Origin of the sequence: Streptomyces sp. NPDC005808, assembly GCF_042871385.1 — a bacterium.
Classification (GTDB): domain Bacteria; phylum Actinomycetota; class Actinomycetes; order Streptomycetales; family Streptomycetaceae; genus Streptomyces.
In genome coordinates this window covers 249,254-266,736 of record NZ_JBIAIK010000008.1, presented here as the reverse complement: position 1 = coordinate 266,736, position 17,483 = coordinate 249,254, and the positions used below count along the sequence as shown (strand labels likewise).

Genomic DNA, 17,483 nt, shown 5'->3' with positions numbered 1-17,483 from the left:
CCTCATCGTCCCCGGGCCCACCGGCCACGACATCGCTCAACGGTCCACTCTCTCACCCGTCCCGGACGGGCCGGTGCTTTCCGGTGCGGTGTCCGGTGGCAGGTCACTCGGGTGCTCCGGGTCGCCTGCCCCGGTCTCCATGTCGGACTCCCCTACGGGGCGGTCCTGGGAGTCCTCGGCGGCGCTGTCCTCAGCGTCCACGGTGCTCTCGCCGTCTTCGCTCGCGCTCTCGCCTTCGCGAGCGTCGTCCTCGGCCTGCCGGGCTGCCGCGCGCTTGCGCTGCGTGTACATCCGGTATCCGGCGAGTACGAGCAGCAAGAAGCCACCACCGATGACCAGCATCACCGTGGAGGTGATCTCGGTGACCTTCACCTCGAAGGTGACGGGGGCGCCGTATGCCTGGCCGTCCTCCGTGTACAGCTGGGCGACCACTTTCACAGGGCCGTTGGCCTTGGTCGAGGTGGTGAACTTCACCGACTGGCTGTGCTCACCCGCGACCGCGATCGGCTGCTCGTCGTAAGGGCCGTCACCGATCTTGAGGCGGGTGGGCTGCTGCGAGGTGAGGCGCAGGACCAGATGGTCGACGCCCTGCACAAGGTTGTTCTGTACGGTCACGGGGATCGTGGCGCTGCGACCCGAGAGTTGCGCGTCGGACTTCTCGATCAGCTTCACGAGGCCGGTGAGGTCCTTGAGGTACGACGAAACGCTCGTGCGGAAGGCCGCCGCCGGAGCGGCTCGGCCGCGCCAGGACGTGGACATCCCCCGGTCCATGGCCCGCCCGAACGGAGTGACCACGCGTGACTGGTCGGTGAGGATGACCTTGAAGTTGTCGAGGCTGGTCTGCGTGTCCCGGATCCACTCGAAGGCCGACTGCGGCAGCTCCTGCTTGCGCAGTACGGAGGGATATGCGGACTCGGCTGGCACCTTCGTGGTGGCACCCGGGTCCGGCTTGGCCTGGGCGGCTGCGGACAGGCCCTGGGACTGCGACCAGTTCCCGTCCTGCAGCGCCGTCAATGCCTCTGCCATCGTCTGGGCCTGACTCGCGGAGGGCATGCGCTGTGGGGCGATCACGATGCTGCGCTGCTTCTGCGGCTCCTGCAGGTTGATCGTCAGACTCTGGGCGAGGAACTCCTGCACGGCGAGGGTGGAGTTGTCGGCCTTGGTCATGTCGCCCTGGAAATCGGTCGACAGCCGGGCATCCGCAACCACTGCGGTCGTCCCGCCGCCGATGGGGCGGGCGGCGCTCGGCGTGTACGACAGTCCGCCCGTCTCGCGCAGGCTGTCGCTGCGGGCGATCACCGTGTCGGCACCCGCGGAAGTGGCGACCTTGACGATCGACGGGTCGAGGGCGCCGTCCGCGGGCCAGGCGAAGTCTGTGTTCGGCGTGACGTGGAGGACCGTGTCCACCGTGCTGGCGGCTACGTCTGTCGCGTCTTTGAGGTGGCTCAGGGAGCCGGTGACGCTCGTGCCGTTGTGCGCCAGCGAGGCGAGATCGGGGTCGGCGAAGGGGAGGGCGACGACTTCCTTGTCCTTGACCGTCGTCTCCAGCTTGGCGAGCCACTGCTTGGCGATCGCCTGGTTCTTGCCGGCCGTCGTCGTGTCGCCGTCCTGGATCTGGTAGCTGCGCGTCATGGCGTCGACGGAGGCCAGCAGGTCCGGGTCGAGCACCCAGGTGACGTCCAGGTCGCTGCCCAAGGACACCAGCTGGTCCAGGCGGCCGCCCGGGGAGATCTCCGCAGCCAGGTCGTCGTTCTCGAAGACGGGTGTCTGTTGCGCGTCCGAGCCGGTCTCCGCCGTGAGGTGGACTGTGGAGATCAGTGGCCAGAGGTACGTCGTCTTCGTCCTCGTGTCAGCCGCGTCAGGCTGCCAGGGCAGGAACGTCCGCTGGATGCCGAGGATCTGGTCCCACGGCTGGGCGGCAGTCCGGCCTGTGAGGGAGACGCCGAGCTGGTAGACACCGTCGGCGCTGAGGTCCAGCTCGTCGACGGGCACCGAAATACTGAAGGGCTGCGAGATGCCGGCGGCGAGTTCGGAGAACTCCGCGACGTACGAGCCGCCGATCTCCGAGGGATCAAGTCCCGAAGTGAACCCGGTCCGCTTAGCGGCACTGTCGATGGCGGAGAGGCTGTTGAGCGACGGACCCACGCGGACGCCCACGTGGGCGTCCGTGACCGCCTGCTTGCCATTGTTGGTGACCGTGCCGGAGACGGTAACGGTGTCGCCGGTCGTGGGGGCGCTGGGACTGAGCGAGTCGAGGGAGACGGCGACAGTGTTGGACCCGGTGGCATCGGCCACAGCGGTCTTCTCGGCGGCATACGCGGACGTGCCCAGGGGCAGCTGGAGCAGCCCGGTCAGCAGGGGCGCAGCGGCGAGAAGTGCGCCGCTGCGCCGGAGCCACCGGCGGGCAGGTGAGGGAGTCATCCCCTGGAAGTCTGCCGCCTCGGCCACGCGCTCGCCCGTCCCTCGTCATCGTCAGTGGTCGTCGGAATGTGCGTCCACGCATGGTAACGATGTGCGTTGAGGGGAAGTGCCGCGGACTCCTCCACAAGATCGGTAGACCGGGCCGAGTGTCCTGTATGTGTGCGTATCAATGCCCCTGTAAGAGGGGACGGGTGTGCGTGTTTTATGGAGGCGCCCGTTAGGGCCTCGGCCACGTACCCTTTTCTGTTGTGCCGAATGCCAACGAAGACAACCCCAGTGCCCTGAGCCAGGTGCAGCGCCGCGCGGTGACTGAACTGCTACGGGTGTCCCCTGTCGCCGACGACCTCGCCCGCCTGTTCAAGGAGTCCGGGTTCTCACTCGCTCTGGTCGGCGGCTCGGTCCGGGACGCGCTCCTTGGCCGACTCGGCAACGACCTGGACTTCACGACGGACGCCCGACCCGAGGACGTACTGAAGATCGTGCGGCCCTGGGCGGACGCCCTGTGGGAGGTCGGGATCGCCTTCGGCACCGTCGGCGCGCAGAAGGACGCCCGCGTGGGTGATGTGCAGCAGTCGTTCCAGATTGAGATCACGACGTACCGTTCCGAGGCGTACGACCGGACCTCCCGGAAGCCCGAGGTGTCTTTCGGTGACTCCATCGAGGAAGACCTCGTGCGGCGGGACTTCACCGTGAACGCGATGGCCGTCGCGCTGCCGGAGAAGGAGTTCATCGACCCGCACGGCGGTCTGGATGACCTGTCGGGGCGCATCCTGCGGACTCCGGGTACCCCTGAGGCGTCCTTCTCCGACGATCCACTGCGGATGATGAGGGCGGCACGGTTCGCCGCGCAGCTGGACTTCGAGGTGGCGCCCGAGGTGGTGGCCGCAATGACGGACATGGCCGGGCGCATCGAAATCGTCTCCGCCGAGCGGGTACGGGACGAGTTGAACAAGCTGATCCTTTCCGCGCACCCGCGCAAGGGTCTGGCGTTGCTCGTCGACACCGGGCTCGCCGACCATGTGCTTCCGGAGGTTCCCGCGCTTCGCCTGGAGCGCGACGAGCACCATCGGCACAAGGACGTCTACGAGCACACCTTGATCGTCCTGGAGCAGGCGATTGAGCTGGAGGAGGACGGTCCCGATCTGACTCTTCGGCTCGCCGCGCTGCTGCATGACATCGGTAAGCCGAGGACGCGCCGCTTCGAGCCGGATGGGCGGGTCTCCTTCCACCACCACGAGATGGTGGGCGCGAAAATGACCAAGAAGCGGATGACGGCACTCAAGTACTCGAATGACCTCGTGAAAGACGTCTCGCGTCTGGTCGAACTCCACCTGCGCTTTCACGGATACGGCACCGGAGAGTGGACGGACTCAGCCGTTCGTCGCTACGTGCGCGACGCGGGCCCCCTTCTGGAGCGGCTCCACAAGCTGACCCGCTCCGACTGCACCACGCGGAACAAGCGGAAGGCGACCGCGCTCTCCCGGGCGTACGACGGTTTGGAGGAACGCGTTGCCCAGCTTCAGGAGCAGGAGGAGCTGGACTCGATCCGTCCCGACCTCGACGGCAACGAGATCATGGGCATCCTTGGTATCGGCCCCGGACCGGCCATTGGTCAGGCATACAAGTTCCTGCTGGAGCTTCGGCTGGAGAACGGCCCGATGGAGCATGGCGCAGCTGTGTCGGCACTCAAGGAGTGGTGGGCCGCGCAAGGCTGAGGCTCCTGGAGGCGAGGCATGTTTCACGTGAAACATGGCTCGTGCGTTACGGAGGGGGCAATGTTTCACGTGAAACATTGCCCCTCAGGACTGAGGTGCTACCCGACGTGCCCTGAAGCGCGCCAAGGCAGTAGCCGCCGCCGCGTAAAACGCGGCCACAGTGATGACGAGAGTGACCGAACGACCATCTGAAGGCAGTACCAACGCGGCCACTGCGGCCGCGCCGACGAAGGCGACGTTGAACAGGACGTCGTAGACGGAGAAGATCCGGCCGCGGAAGGCGTCGTCGACCGAGGACTGCACAATCGTGTCCGTCGCGATTTTCGCTCCCTGTGTGATCAGCCCCAGTATGAAGGCGGCGGCCAGCATGGGAGCGGCGGCGAACGGTAGACCGAGCGCGGGTTCCAGGACGGAGGCGGCGCCGGCGCACGCGACGATCCAGCCGCCGGGGCCCAGCCGCCCCGCCGCCCAGGGCGTCACCACGGCCGCGACGAAGAACCCCGCCCCGGAGATACCCAAGGCCAGCCCCAGCAGTGCGAGCCCGTCTTCGTCCGAGCCGGATGTCCAGGCGTACCGGCACAGCATCAGCACCATGACGGTCAGGGCGCCGTAGCAGAAGCGCATCACCGTCATCGCCATGAGCGCCCAGGCCGCCTCACGTCGTGCGGGCTCGGCCAGATGGCGCACGCCCGCCGCGAGGCCCCGAGCGGTGCCGGTGAGCGCCGTGGACAGTCTTGTGGGCACCAACTGCTGGTCGGGGCCCAGCAGTTCCGGGGCGAGGCGCAGGGAGGCGAGGGCTGAGCACAGGTACAGGGCTGCCCCGACTAGGACGACCGCCGCGTCGGAGTCCGAGGTGACCAGCCGTACGACGAACGCGAGCCCGGCGCCCGTGGTCGCGGCGAGTGTCCCGGCGGTGGGCGACAGAGAGTTGGCCATGACCAGCCGGTCGGAGTCGACGACCCGGGGCAGCGCGGCCGAAAGGCCGGAGAGGACGAAGCGATTGACCGCCGTGACGCACAGAGCGGAGACGTAGAAGAGCCAGTCCGGGGCATCGCTCAGCATCAGGGCGGCCGTCACGCACGCCAGCGCCGCCCGCAGGAGGTTGCCGTACAGGAAGACCTGGCGGCGTCGCCAGCGGTCCAGCAGGACGCCGGCGAAGGGGCCGACGAGGGAGTACGGGAGCAGCAGAACGGCCATGGCGGAGGCGATAGAGCCTGCTGAAGTCTGCTTCTCCGGTGAGAAGACGACGTACGTGGCGAGCGCGACCTGGTAGACCCCGTCGGCGCCCTGGGACAGCAGCCGTACGCCGAGCAGGCGCCTGAAGCCCTGGAAGCGCAGGAGTACGCGCAGATCACGTACGACAGCCATGGGCACAGCCTCACATACGAGGAGGGTCCCCGGGCGGGATGCCTGGGGACCCTCAAGAGCCTTCGAAAAGATGAGCTTTGGCGCGCACCTCTGGTCTTGCTAGCGCTCGACCTCGCCCTTGATGAACTTCTCGACGTTGGCGTAGGCCTCGTCGTCGAAGTACTGGACCGGCGGGGACTTCATGAAGTAGCTCGACGCGGAGAGGATGGGGCCGCCGATGCCGCGGTCCTTGGCGATCTTCGCGGCGCGCAGTGCGTCGATGATGACGCCCGCGGAGTTCGGGGAGTCCCAGACCTCGAGCTTGTACTCCAGGCTCAGCGGGACGTCGCCGAAGGCACGGCCTTCGAGACGCACGTACGCCCACTTGCGGTCGTCCAGCCACTGCACGTAGTCCGACGGACCGATGTGAACGTTCTTCTCACCCAGGTCGCGGTCCGGGATCTGCGAGGTGACGGCCTGCGTCTTCGAGATCTTCTTGGACTCGAGACGGTCACGCTCCAGCATGTTCTTGAAGTCCATGTTGCCGCCGACGTTGAGCTGCATGGTGCGCTCAAGACGGACACCGCGGTCCTCGAACAGCTTCGCCATCACGCGGTGCGTGATGGTCGCGCCGACCTGCGACTTGATGTCGTCGCCGACGATCGGGACGCCGGCCTCGGTGAACTTGTCCGCCCACTCCTTGGTGCCGGCGATGAAGACCGGGAGGGCGTTGACGAAGGCGACCTTGGCGTCGATGGCGCATTGGGCGTAGAACTTCGCCGCGTCCTCGGAGCCGACGGGGAGGTAGCAGATGAGGACGTCGACCTGCTTGTCCTTGAGGATCTGGACGATGTCGACCGGAGCCTCGTCGGACTCCTCGATGGTCTGGCGGTAGTACTTGCCGAGACCGTCGAGGGTATGGCCGCGCTGGACCGTGACGCCCTTGTTCGGGACGTCGCAGATCTTGATGGTGTTGTTCTCGCTGGCACCGATGGCGTCGGAGAGGTCGAGGCCGACCTTCTTCGCGTCGACGTCGAAGGCGGCGACGAACTCGACGTCACCGACGTGGTACTCGCCGAACCGGACGTGCATCAGGCCGGGCACCTTGGCCGCCGGGTCGGCGTCCTTGTAGTACTCGACGCCCTGTACCAGCGAGGCGGCGCAGTTGCCCACGCCGACAATGGCTACGCGAACCGAACCCATTCCGATTGCTCCCTGTATGTACTGGTGAAACCCCGAACGGGCCTCACGTGGTGGTGTCGTCGGACGGATCCGGCCGGGAGCTGTCCCGGTGCCGGGGCAGGCCGCCCGCCTCGCCAGATGTGCTGTCCTGCTGAGCGGAGCCTTCGGAGGCGGAACCCTTGACGTCCCGTCCCGCTCGCTCGCTCTCGATGAGCTCGTTCAGCCAGCGCACTTCGCGCTCCACGGACTCCATTCCGTGGCGCTGGAGCTCAAGCGTGTAGTCGTCGAGGCGCTCCCGAGTGCGCGTCAGAGAGGCGCTCATTTTCTCCAAGCGTTCCTCGAGGCGGCTGCGGCGGCCCTCCAGTACGCGCATGCGTACGTCGCGTGACGTCTGCCCGAAGAAGGCGAAGCGAGCGGCGAAGTGCTCGTCCTCGTATGCGTCGGGGCCCGTCTGGGAGAGCAGCTCCTCGAAGTGTTCCTTACCTTCCGCCGTCAATCGATAGACGATCTTGGCGCGACGCCCTGCGAGTGGAGCGGCGAGGGCGTCTTCGGGTGTGGCCCCCGGCTCCTCGATCAACCAGCCGTTGGCGACCAGCGTCTTGAGGCAGGGGTAGAGCGTTCCGTAACTGAAGGCGCGGAACACACCCAGTGATGTGTTGAGTCGTTTGCGCAGCTCATAGCCGTGCATAGGAGACTCGCGGAGCAGGCCGAGGACGGCGAACTCGAGGATCCCGGAACGCCGGCTCACGTCGCCTCCTCCCTGTCGCTGTCGCCCCGGCTCAGTCTTTATGCCGAGCTGATGTATCGACTCGATACATCGACACGATAGAACGGCCACTCGGATGCGGCAAGAGGGGTCACGGTGAACGGCGTCACATCACTGATTCATACGAAGCAACTTGCCTGATTTGGGGTGAACTTCGGCCCTCGGCAGGTTTTGACGGTGCGTAGTCTGTGGGGCATGCACACCACGGGGAACCAAGTGACGTCTGAGGACGTCACCGTCCTCGGTGCAGTACGGATGAATGCGATGACGGCCGCATCCGTACTTCGGGGGGACCGGAAACCAGCCGCTGCCGTTTCCAGGCGTGCATGGGTGCGCCTGCCCGAGGAGTAATCGTTCGATGAGCGAGCACCGTCGCAAACTGCCGCAGTCGCAGGAAGGCGGACGTGCCGCGGCCCGACGCGGCCAGTCCGGCTCGACCTCCGGCCGCCGCGCGGCACCGCGTGGCGCCACCGAGTCTCCTTCCGACTCCTATGGGTCGGGGGGTGAAGAGGAGCGCTCGTACGGTGGCCGTGCCGAGGCACGTCGTGCCGCGCAGAGAAGTGGCGGCGGCCGGCGCAGAGGAGCCGACGGTGCCGGGCACGGTGGCCCCGGAGGCGGCGGCCGCCGCGGGGGTCCGACCGGGCCCGGTCGCGGTCGTGGCCGTGGATCCGAGCCTGCCAAGAAGCGCATCATCGACTATCCCCGTGCGAACAAGTACGGCGCGGCGCGCTGGGTTCCGTCCTGGAAGCTCGTCACGGGGCTGTTCATCGGCTTCTTCGGCAGCCTGGTGGCCGTGGCGGGTGTTGCGTACGCCCTGGTGGGTGTCCCGGACGTAGCCAAGACCGCCGAGGCACAGAACAACGTCTACTACTGGGCCGACGGCAGCCAGATGGTCGCCACAGGCGGTGAGACGAACCGCCAGATCATCAGCTACGCGCAGATCCCCAAGGAGATGCGGTTCGCGGTGATGTCGGCTGAGAACAAGACGTTCGAGACCGACAGCGGTGTCGACCCCATGGGTATCGCCCGAGCCTTCTACAACATGGCCAAGGGCGGCCAGACGCAGGGTGGCTCCACGATTACCCAGCAGTTCGTGAAGAACGCGATGCTGGAAGACCAGTCGCAGACGATCTCCCGGAAGTTCAAGGAGTTGTTCGTCTCGGTAAAGGTCGGTGCCGTCATGACCAAGGAAGACATCATGGCCGGCTACCTGAACTCCGCGTACTACGGGCGCAACGCCTACGGGATCCAGGCGGCGGCGCACGCCTACTTCGACAAGGACGCCACGGACCTGGACGCGAGCGAGTGCGCATTCTTGGCGGCGATGCTCAAGGGCGCCACGTACTACGACCCCGCGGGTGCCGTGTCGATCGACCCGGCCGCCACGCCCGAGGCCAACCGTGAGCGCGCCGAGTATCGGTGGGATTGGATTCTCGACGAAGAGGTCAAGGACGGGCACCTGACCGCAGCGGAGCGCAGCAAGTACACGAAGTTCCCTGAGCCTCAGAGTCCGCGGTCGAACGCCCAGCTGAGCGGGCAGATCGGCTACCTCGTCGACCTGGCCAATTCGTACCTCATCAACAACAAGACCGGGATCACTCAGGAGCAGCTTCAGCAGGGCGGCTACGAGATCCATACGACCTTCGACAAGGAGAAGGTCGACGCGCTCGCAGCCTCCGTGAAGAAGGTCCAGGACGAGAACATCGACGAGAAGAAGCGCCCGGAGACGGACACCTACGTCCAGTTCGGCGGCGCTTCGGTGGACCCGGCCACAGGCGCCATCAAGGCCATCTACGGCGGCGAGGACGCGACCAAGCACTTCACGGACAACGCCGACGCGACTGGTGCCCAGGTCGGTTCGACGTTCAAGCCGTTCGTGCTGGCGGCAGCCATGTCGTGGGGTGTGAAGGATCCCGACGGTGAATCGGTCCAGCCTCAGGACGAGCGCACCAAGGTCTCCCCGAAGAGTCTGTACAGCGGCAAGAACAAGCTCAAGATCCAGGACTACGACGGCACCATCTGGACGGACAAGGAAGGCAAGGAGTGGCTGCAGACGAACGACGGCGGTGAGTCGTACAACGCTCCCAGCTACCAGATCGACCTCCGCGAGGCGATGCGCGAGTCAGTCAACTCCGCGTACGTCCAGTTGGGTATGGACGTCGGCCTGGACAAGGTCAAGGAGGCCGCGGCGGATGCAGGCATCCTGGAGTCGAGCTTTGCGGGCGCGGATTACCCGTCCTTCTCACTCGGTACGTCCTCCCCGAGTGCGATTCGTATGGCCGGCGCCTACGCCACCTTCGCGGCCAGCGGAAAGCAGAACGATCCGTACTCGGTTGAGAAGGTCACCAACCAGGACGGTGCCGTCTTCCAGCATGAGGGCGCAGCGCAGCAAGCCTTCACCCCGGATGTCGCCGACAATGTCACCGACGTCCTGAAGACCGTGGTGGACAAGGGAACCGGTACTGCCGCCCAGCTGAAGGGCCGGGACGTGGCCGGTAAGACCGGTACCACCGACGGCAACAAGTCCGCCTGGTTCGTCGGGTACACCCCGCAGCTGTCGACCGCGATCGGCATGTATCGCATGGACGACGACGAGACCAAGAAGAACCGCGAGTTTCTGGAGATGTACGGCACGGGTGGCGAGGAGAAGATCCACGGTGCCTCGTTCCCGGCCCAGATCTGGCATGACTACATGGAGCAGGCGCTCAAGGATGAGAAGGCGGTGGACTTCCCGACGCCCAAGGACATCGGAACGGTTCTGAACGACACTCCGAGTCCGAGCGTGACCCCCTCGCCCACCGAGAGCGTGGTGGAGACCCCGACTTCCTCGCCGACTCCCAGCGAGGAGCCCACCACGACCTCTCCCTCGCCCTCGGCGAGTGAGACCTGCGGCAACTTCGGCCTTGGCTGCTCCGACACCGGTGGAACAGACACCGGCGGTACCGATACGGGTGGTGCGGACGGAGGGGCGTCCGCCACACCATCGGAGTCGACCAGCAACAGTACGAGCAACGGGAACGCCAATGGAGGACTCTTCGGAGGGTCGAGCGGATAGCCGCCTCCGTGTGTGTTTCACGTGAAACACACCGTTTCACGTGAAACGAGAGCCGTCGTACCGACCAGGTGCGGCGGCTCTCGTCGTGGTGTGCCCAGCATGGGCGATTGCTTGGGGGTGGAAGTCCCCTGGGGGAAGAGGTGGTGCTAACCCCGAGCCGGAGGCAAGGGCGTCATCGTGAGGTGGGGTCTGGAGGAAGCCCGAGGCGAGACCTGGGTACCGAGGAACACGAACCGTGTATGAGGCGTGCTGGTCGGGTGAGCCTGCCATGGAAGGTGATGCCCGTCTCCACCAAGAAGGCCAGTGCGTAAACGCGGCGGGGATCCAGGGACAGTGATCGTTCTTACCTGGGGAGATCTGTCCGGGTGTCGGTTGTGCTGAGGTGTCGCCGCGCCGACGGTTTGTGCCGGAAGGTGCGGGCTGACTGGGCAGAAGTCAGCAGAGGTCGTAGTACCAGCCGGGATGAGCACGGCGGTTGGGAAGGGCCGAACATCGAGTGGAACGGGTGATGTGGTGACTGCTCGTGCCGGTCACATGGACCGCAGTAATACCGCTTCGGCGGTGCCGACCGGGGAGGGACCGGTGCATTCCGGGAAGGCCCTGGCGGAGCGCAGTGACCGGCCGGCGCGTTTCACGGAGGACGTTCACCGCGAACAGGAGCCCTCTCTGTGGGAGTTGATGCTCTCGAAGGAGAACCTGCTCGCGGCGCTCAACCGTGTCGAGGTGAACCGGGGTGCTCCCGGTGTGGACGGCATGACCACGGTCGAGCTTCGGCCGTGGATCGCGGTGCACTGGCCCGAGGTGAGGGCCGAACTCGATGCGGGCATCTACCGGCCGTCGCCGGTCCGTCAGGTGATCATCCCGAAGCCTGGTGGCGGCGAGCGGATGCTGGGGGTGCCACGGGTGCTGGACCGCCTGATCCAGCAGGCCATCGCGCAAGTACTTGTGCCCATCTTCGACCCGCAGTTTTCGGGGTCGTCCTTCGGGTTCCGTCCCGGCCGGTCCGCCCACCAGGCGGTCCGGGTCGCGCGGCGGGCCGTCGAGGACGGCAACCGGTGGGTCGTGGACCTTGACCTGGACCGGTTCTTCGACCGGGTCCAGCATGACGTCCTGATGGCGCGGGTCGCGCGGAAAGTCACTGACCGCAGGGTTCTGAAACTGATCCGCAGGTACCTGGAAGCCGGGATCATGGTGGACGGCATCAAGATGCCGAGCGAAGAGGGGACCCCGCAGGGGTCCCCGCTGTCGCCGGTCTTGTCGAACATCATGCTCGACGACCTGGACCGGGAACTGTTCAGGCGTGGTCACCGGTTCGTGCGTTACGCCGACGATGTTCGCGTCTTCGTGCGAAGCAAGCGGGCCGCCCACAGGGTGCTCGACTCGGTCACGGCTGTGGTCGAGCAGCGGCTGAAACTGAAGGTCAACCGGGACAAGTCGAAGGTCGCCCACGCCCGCGAAGCGGTGCTGCTGGGGTTCGGCTTCTACTTCGCCCGAGGCGGGAAGGTCGGTGTCCGGGTCGATCCGAAGGCGGTCAAGCGCCTGAAGGAGCGGCTGAAGGAACTGACGTCCCGCCGGTGGAGCATCGCGATGCCCGAGCGGATCGTGAAGATCAACCGCTTCATCACCGGCTGGATGGGTTACTTTCGGCTCGCGGACGGTTCACACCTGTTCCGCGAGCTGGACAAGTGGCTGCACCGCAGGATGCGGCAGATCCGGTGGAAGGAATGGAAGAGGCCGAGGACCCGTCAGCACATGCTGCGCAAGCTCGGGATCAACGAGCGGCTGTCCCGCGAGTGGGGCGGCACCAGCAAGGGCTACTGGCGGATCGCGGGTTCTGCCGTCCTCAACCAGGCACTGCCCAACACCCACTGGGACGACTTTGGCCTGCGCACGCTCAAGCCGACCTGGCAACGGTTGAGATCAGCTGGATGAACCGCCGGATGCGTGGCCCGCATGTCCGGTGGTGTGAGAGGAGGGCCGGGCGACCCGGCCCTCCTACTCGATTACCCAGGTGCGTACGGCAGGATGTGCGCCATGCCCAGTGCAGAGACGACGCGACCGAGCGTGCGCGAGCCAGAGCTGGTACGGCCGACCAAGGAAGACGAGGTGGCCGCGACCGGCAGTGAGCTGATCGGCGGCCCCATCGGGCGACGGGCCCTGCTCGGGACGTCCTGGTGGACTCCCGTGAGGGTTGTCGCACTCATCGCGATCGGCGTATTCGCCCTTGGCATGGTGCAGAAGCTGCCGTGCTACGACGGCGCCTGGTTCTTCGGGGCCAGCTCCCAGTACACGCACGCGTGTTATTCGGACATCCCGCACCTCTACCAGGGTCGTGGCTTCGCCGACGGTCTTGTGCCGTACTTCGACAAGCTCCCCGGCGACATGGAGTACCTCGAGTACCCGGTGTTGACCGGCGTGTTCATGGAGGTCGCGTCCTGGCTCACTCCGGGCAGCGGAAGCATCCAGGACCAGGAGCAGATCTACTGGATGGTCAACGCCGGGATGCTGATGGTGTGCGCGGCCGTCATTGCCGTATGCACCGCACGCACCCACCGTCGCAGGCCCTGGGACGGCCTCCTGGTCGCTCTCGCGCCCGCTTTCGCGCTGACGGCCACCATCAACTGGGATCTCCTCGCAGTGGCCCTTCTGGCCGCTGCGATGCTCATGTGGTCCCGAGGCCGTGTGCTGGCGTTCGGTGTGCTCATCGGGCTCGCCACGGCCGCCAAGTTCTACCCGTTCCTGGTACTCGGGCCGCTTTTCCTGCTGTGCTGGCGAGCAGGAAAGTGGCGTGAGTTCGGGAGCGCGCTGCTGGGCGCGGTCGGAGCCTGGCTCGTCGTGAACCTTCCGGTGATGTACCTCGCGCCGGAGGGGTGGTCGAAGTTCTACAGCTTCAGTCAGGAGCGGGGAGTCGACTTCGGTTCGATCTTCCTGTTCCTCTCGAACTGGCTGAAGATCACGATCACCGCCGACTCAGCGAACACCTGGGCGCTGATCATGATGCTGCTCGTCTGCCTTGGCCTGGCCGCGATCACCCTCACCGCCCCACGCCGCCCCCGCTTCGCTCAGCTCGCCTTCCTGATCGTCGCGGCCTTCATCCTCACCAACAAGGTCTACTCGCCCCAGTACGTGCTGTGGCTGGTCCCCCTCGCCGCGCTGGCCCGGCCGCGCTGGCGGGACTTCCTGATCTGGCAGGCGTGCGAGGTCGCGTACTTCCTGGGTATCTGGATGTATCTCGCCTACACGACCAGCGGCGACGCTCACAAGGGTCTGCCGACCGAGGGATATCAAGTCGCCATTGCCGTCCACCTGTTGGGGACGCTGTACCTGTGTGCGGTGGTTGTGCGCGACATCTTCCTTCCCGAGCGGGACACGGTGCGCCGCGCCGGTGACGACGATCCGTCGGGCGGGGTGCTGGACGGTGCGCAGGACGTTTTCGTGCTCGGGGCCGCCGCCCATCCGCCACGCCACGCCGCGCACTTCGACGGGCCGCAGGTGGACTGGGGCAGCGGGAGCGAGACTGTCGGGAACCGTTCGCCCTGAGCGAACAGGGGGAAGGAAGCCATGTGAAAGGCCGTACACGGTGTTCGTGTACGGCCTTTCACGTCCGTTGAGCGTGTCGTCTGCCGAGGGTCAGTGTTCGACGACGCGGTCGAACTGGGTGGTGGTGTGCCGCAGATGGGCCACGAGTTCGTCGCCGACCTTCGGTTCGGTGGCGTCGGAGGGCACGAAGAGGATGGAGACCTGCATGTGCGGGGGCTCCGCGAACCAGCGCTGCTTGCCCGCCCAGACGAACGGGGAAAGGTTCCGGTTGACCGTCGCGAGGCCGGCGCGGGCGACGCCCTTGGCGCGCGGCATGACGCCGTGCAGTGCCTTCGGGGCCTCCAGACCCACACCGTGCGACGTACCGCCCGCGACGACCACCAGCCATCCGTCGGAGGCGGCCTTCTGCTGGCGGTAGCCGAACCGGTCGCCCTTGGAGACGCGTGTGACGTCCAGGACGGCCCCGCGGTACTCGGTCGCCTCATGGTCCCCCAGCCACAGCCGCGTACCGATGCGGGCGCGGAAGCGGGTCTGCGGGAACTGCTGCTGGAGACGGTAGAGTTCCTCGGCCTTGAGGTGGCTGACGAACATCGTGTGCAGCGGCAGACGGGCAGCACGTAGGCGGTCCATCCAGCCGATGACCTCCTCGACGGCGTCCGAGCCGTCGGTGCGGTCCAGCGGCAGATGGATGGCGAAGCCCTCCAGCCGGACATTCTCTATGGCGGAGTGCAGATGCGGCAGATCCTGCTCGCTCACTCCGTGGCGCTTCATCGAGGACATCACCTCGATGACCACGCGGGCGCCCACAAGGCCGTACACGCCGTCGATGGACGACACGGAGCGGATCACACGGTCGGGCAGCGGAACCGGCTCCTCGCCCCGCCTGAAAGGCGTCAGAACCAGCAGGTCACCGCCGAACCAGTCCTTGATCCGGGCGGCTTCGTACGTGGTGCCGACGGCGAGGACGTCCGATCCCAGGCGGGTGGCCTCATCAGCGAGGCGCTCGTGGCCGAAGCCGTACCCGTTGCCCTTACAGACGGGGACGAGCCCCGGGAACTGCTCGGACACCTGCTTGTGGTGTGCCCGCCAGCGCGCGGTGTCGACGTAGAGCGTGAGCGCCATGGCCGGTCCCGGAACCTTTCTCGTGGCTGCGGTGTATCAGAGGTATGAACGGAAGGTGTGGCGGATTTGCCGGACCGACGCAGCAATACCGGTCGGGGTCAAGGGCGTGGCGCGCGGATGGGGTCGGGTCAGCGGCGAGACATGTAGATGTCGAGCGCCTTGTGGAGCAGCTTGTTGAGCGGGAAGTCCCACTCGCCGAGATACTCCGCGGCCTCACCGCCAGTGCCCACCTTGAACTGGATCAGGCCGAAGAGGTGGTCGGTCTCGTCCAGCGAGTCGGAGATACCGCGCAGGTCGTAGACGGTCGCCCCGAGCGCGTACGAGTCGCGCAGCATGCGCCACTGCATCGCGTTCGAGGGCCGGACCTCCCGCCCGATGTTGTCCGAGGCGCCGTACGAGTACCAGACGTGTCCGCCGACGACCAGCATCGTCGCCGCGGACAGGTTCACGCCGTCGTGCTGGGCGAAGTAGAGCCGCATGCGGTTGGGGTCCTCGGTGTTGAGGGCCGTCCACATGCGCTGGAAGTACGACAACGGGCGGGGCCGGAAGTGGTCGCGGATCGCGGTGATTTCGTACAGCCGCTGCCACTCCTCCAGGTCCTGGTAGCCGCCCTGGACGACCTCGACGCCCGCCTTCTCGGCCTTCTTGATGTTGCGGCGCCACAGCTGGTTGAAGTTCTTGTGGACCTCTTCCAGGGAGCGGTTGGCGAGCGGCACCTGGAAGACGTACCGCGGCTGTACGTCGCCAAAGCCGGCGCCGCCGTCCTCGCCCTGCTGCCAGCCCATGCGGCGCAGTTTGTCGGCGACCTCGAAGGCGCGAGGTTCGATGAAGTCCGCCTCGATGTCACGCAGCCGCTTCACGTCCGGGTTCTGGATGCCGCCCTTGATGGAAGTGGCCTCCCAACGCCGGATGATCACCGGCGGGCCCATCTTCACGGAGAAGGCGCCCTGCTGCTTGAGATGCGCGAGCATCGGCTGCAGCCAGTCATCGAGGTTCGGGGCGAACCAATTGATGACGGGACCCTCGGGCAGGTAGGCGAGATAGCGCTTGATCTTGGGCAGCTGGCGGTACAGCACGAGCCCCGCCCCGACGATCTCGCCGGTCTTGTCGTCGAACCACCCGAGGTTCTCGGAGCGCCACTCCGCCTTGACGTCTGCCCAGGCCGGGACCTGCATGTGGCTGGCCGCGGGCAGACTCTGGATGTATGCCAGATGCTGCTCACGGCTGATGGTCCTCAGGGTCAGGCTCATTCGGGGCGCTCCTCGGGCTGGTGTGTCCCCATGGGTACAGGGGCTCCGGCTCTCGCGGCGAAGCCTACTGCGCCCCGCGAGGGCCCCGTCTGGCCGTATGGAACCTTCGCCCCGGCCGATACGCAGCAAGGACGTCCTGAGGTGTTGTTCGGCCTTCTGGCGGGCCGTCAGCCGATGACGCCGCCGAACAGGCCGCCGTGTGCCATACCCAGGAAGAAACCGACGCCCGCGGCACCGAGACCCACGATCAGCCCGAAGCGTTCCCGTGTCGTCTCCGAGATGAACTGTCCGCCGGCCCCGGTCAGGATGCCCACCAGCCCTGTCCACGAACTGAGCAGATGAAGACTGTGGAACTGCGCCGTGACGAAGGCCGTCAAGCCGAGCACCAGGGTCAGCCCGACCAGCGTGTCCTGGAGCGGGTGGGGCTTGTGGTCGGTGGCCAGAAGGGAGCCGACGGTATGGGGTCGCAATGTCTGTGCCATAAGGCACCTCCTGCGGAAGGCGGCGCATCGTAGCGCCATACACACCCGATGTGTACAGATTGACGCTCAACCCAGTCGGATTTCAACCGGAAGCCGATGTGCAGGTACTCTGTACCCTCTGCACCGGTGTCTGCCCAGGCCAAGGCCAGGTCACGACAGGGAACGCCGTTCGGTTCGCCGCTCGGGGAGCCCGATTGTCAGTGGCGGCCGATACCGTTGCGTACGCATCACAACCCTCCTGCCACGGAACGACCGTGGCCGCTGAGTCCAAAGGAGGTGGGTTCCACATGCGTCACTACGAAGTGATGGTCATCCTCGACCCCGATCTTGAAGAGCGCGCTGTTTCTCCGCTGCTCGAGAACTTCCTCTCCGTCGTCCGCGAGGGCAACGGGAAGGTCGAAAAGGTCGACACCTGGGGCCGTCGTCGTCTGTCCTACGAGATCAAGAAGAAGCCCGAGGGCATCTACTCGGTCATCGACCTGCAGGCCGAGCCTGCGGTCGTCAAGGAGCTCGACCGACAGATGAACCTGAACGAGTCGGTCCTCCGGACCAAGGTCCTCCGTCCCGAGACCCACTGAGCTCTCCAGCTCAGCTGATCTCGGG

Annotated in this window: 12 protein-coding genes; 5 read left to right on the top strand and 7 right to left on the bottom strand. The window is 66.3% G+C overall.

Annotated features, from left to right (window positions below; translation table 11 throughout):
• Positions 1-36: 36 nt before the first annotated feature.
• Positions 37-2,448: a DUF6049 family protein gene (locus tag ACFYPC_RS20135; RefSeq protein WP_388677806.1), complete on the bottom strand. Its 2,412-nt coding sequence runs from the start codon at positions 2,446-2,448 to the stop codon at positions 37-39.
• A gap of 221 nt (positions 2,449-2,669) precedes the next feature.
• Between ACFYPC_RS20135 and ACFYPC_RS20130 the strand changes: the two genes are divergently transcribed.
• A complete protein-coding gene (locus ACFYPC_RS20130; RefSeq protein ID WP_388677804.1) occupies positions 2,670-4,136 on the top strand; it encodes a CCA tRNA nucleotidyltransferase in 1,467 nt (488 codons plus the stop codon).
• Between the two features lie 84 nt (positions 4,137-4,220).
• Here ACFYPC_RS20130 and ACFYPC_RS20125 read toward each other — a convergent pair whose 3' ends face one another.
• The 3 genes from ACFYPC_RS20125 to ACFYPC_RS20115 all read right to left on the bottom strand — a co-directional run bounded on the left by ACFYPC_RS20125 (position 4,221) and on the right by ACFYPC_RS20115 (position 7,413).
• On the bottom strand, positions 4,221-5,504 hold the full coding sequence (locus ACFYPC_RS20125; RefSeq protein WP_388677801.1) for an MFS transporter: 1,284 nt from the start codon (positions 5,502-5,504) through the stop codon (positions 4,221-4,223).
• A gap of 99 nt (positions 5,505-5,603) precedes the next feature.
• On the bottom strand, positions 5,604-6,686 hold the full coding sequence (locus ACFYPC_RS20120) for an inositol-3-phosphate synthase (protein ID WP_388677799.1): 1,083 nt from the start codon (positions 6,684-6,686) through the stop codon (positions 5,604-5,606).
• Between the two features lie 43 nt (positions 6,687-6,729).
• Positions 6,730-7,413, bottom strand: a complete 684-nt coding sequence (locus ACFYPC_RS20115; protein WP_388677796.1) for a PadR family transcriptional regulator — start codon at positions 7,411-7,413, stop codon at positions 6,730-6,732.
• A gap of 376 nt (positions 7,414-7,789) precedes the next feature.
• Between ACFYPC_RS20115 and ACFYPC_RS20110 the strand changes: the two genes are divergently transcribed.
• The 3 genes from ACFYPC_RS20110 to ACFYPC_RS20100 all read left to right on the top strand — a co-directional run bounded on the left by ACFYPC_RS20110 (position 7,790) and on the right by ACFYPC_RS20100 (position 14,026).
• A complete protein-coding gene (locus ACFYPC_RS20110) occupies positions 7,790-10,486 on the top strand; it encodes a transglycosylase domain-containing protein (protein WP_388677793.1) in 2,697 nt (898 codons plus the stop codon).
• Positions 10,487-10,999: 513 nt separating this feature from the next.
• Positions 11,000-12,418, top strand: coding sequence for a group II intron reverse transcriptase/maturase (gene ltrA / locus ACFYPC_RS20105; RefSeq protein WP_388677791.1), 1,419 nt, complete (start codon positions 11,000-11,002; stop codon positions 12,416-12,418).
• A 102-nt stretch (positions 12,419-12,520) separates the two neighbouring features.
• The gene (locus ACFYPC_RS20100) at positions 12,521-14,026 is read left to right on the top strand and encodes a glycosyltransferase family 87 protein (RefSeq protein ID WP_388677788.1); all 1,506 of its coding nucleotides are present in this window, start codon (positions 12,521-12,523) and stop codon (positions 14,024-14,026) included.
• A 90-nt stretch (positions 14,027-14,116) separates the two neighbouring features.
• On the opposite strand, the gene ACFYPC_RS20095 is transcribed toward ACFYPC_RS20100, so the two are convergent.
• The 3 genes from ACFYPC_RS20095 to ACFYPC_RS20085 form a co-directional block, all read right to left on the bottom strand.
• A complete protein-coding gene (locus tag ACFYPC_RS20095) occupies positions 14,117-15,148 on the bottom strand; it encodes an alanine racemase (RefSeq protein WP_388677786.1) in 1,032 nt (343 codons plus the stop codon).
• 128 nt (positions 15,149-15,276) lie between these two features.
• Positions 15,277-16,398 carry a peptidoglycan bridge formation glycyltransferase FemX gene (femX, locus tag ACFYPC_RS20090; RefSeq protein WP_385730600.1) on the bottom strand — a complete coding sequence of 374 codons (1,122 nt, stop codon included), beginning with the start codon at positions 16,396-16,398 and terminating at the stop codon, positions 15,277-15,279.
• Between the two features lie 167 nt (positions 16,399-16,565).
• Positions 16,566-16,880 carry a hypothetical protein gene (locus ACFYPC_RS20085; protein WP_388677782.1) on the bottom strand — a complete coding sequence of 105 codons (315 nt, stop codon included), beginning with the start codon at positions 16,878-16,880 and terminating at the stop codon, positions 16,566-16,568.
• 287 nt (positions 16,881-17,167) lie between these two features.
• Here ACFYPC_RS20085 and rpsF point away from each other — a divergent pair, with 287 nt between their 5' ends.
• A complete protein-coding gene (gene rpsF / locus ACFYPC_RS20080) occupies positions 17,168-17,458 on the top strand; it encodes a 30S ribosomal protein S6 (protein WP_388677780.1) in 291 nt (96 codons plus the stop codon).
• Positions 17,459-17,483 lie beyond the last annotated feature (25 nt).

What these genes read in the sequence shown, in the direction of transcription:
- ACFYPC_RS20095 (WP_388677786.1), bottom strand. Translation starts at nt 15,148, where the DNA reads ATGGCGCTCACGCTCTACGTCGACACCGCGCGCTGGCGGGCACACCAC.
- ACFYPC_RS20085 (WP_388677782.1), bottom strand. Translation starts at nt 16,880, where the DNA reads ATGGCACAGACATTGCGACCCCATACCGTCGGCTCCCTTCTGGCCACC.
- ACFYPC_RS20110 (WP_388677793.1), top strand. Translation starts at nt 7,790, where the DNA reads ATGAGCGAGCACCGTCGCAAACTGCCGCAGTCGCAGGAAGGCGGACGT.
- ACFYPC_RS20100 (WP_388677788.1), top strand. Translation starts at nt 12,521, where the DNA reads ATGCCCAGTGCAGAGACGACGCGACCGAGCGTGCGCGAGCCAGAGCTG.
- ACFYPC_RS20120 (WP_388677799.1), bottom strand. Translation starts at nt 6,686, where the DNA reads ATGGGTTCGGTTCGCGTAGCCATTGTCGGCGTGGGCAACTGCGCCGCC.
- femX (WP_385730600.1), bottom strand. Translation starts at nt 16,398, where the DNA reads ATGAGCCTGACCCTGAGGACCATCAGCCGTGAGCAGCATCTGGCATAC.
- rpsF (WP_388677780.1), top strand. Translation starts at nt 17,168, where the DNA reads ATGCGTCACTACGAAGTGATGGTCATCCTCGACCCCGATCTTGAAGAG.
- ACFYPC_RS20125 (WP_388677801.1), bottom strand. Translation starts at nt 5,504, where the DNA reads ATGGCTGTCGTACGTGATCTGCGCGTACTCCTGCGCTTCCAGGGCTTC.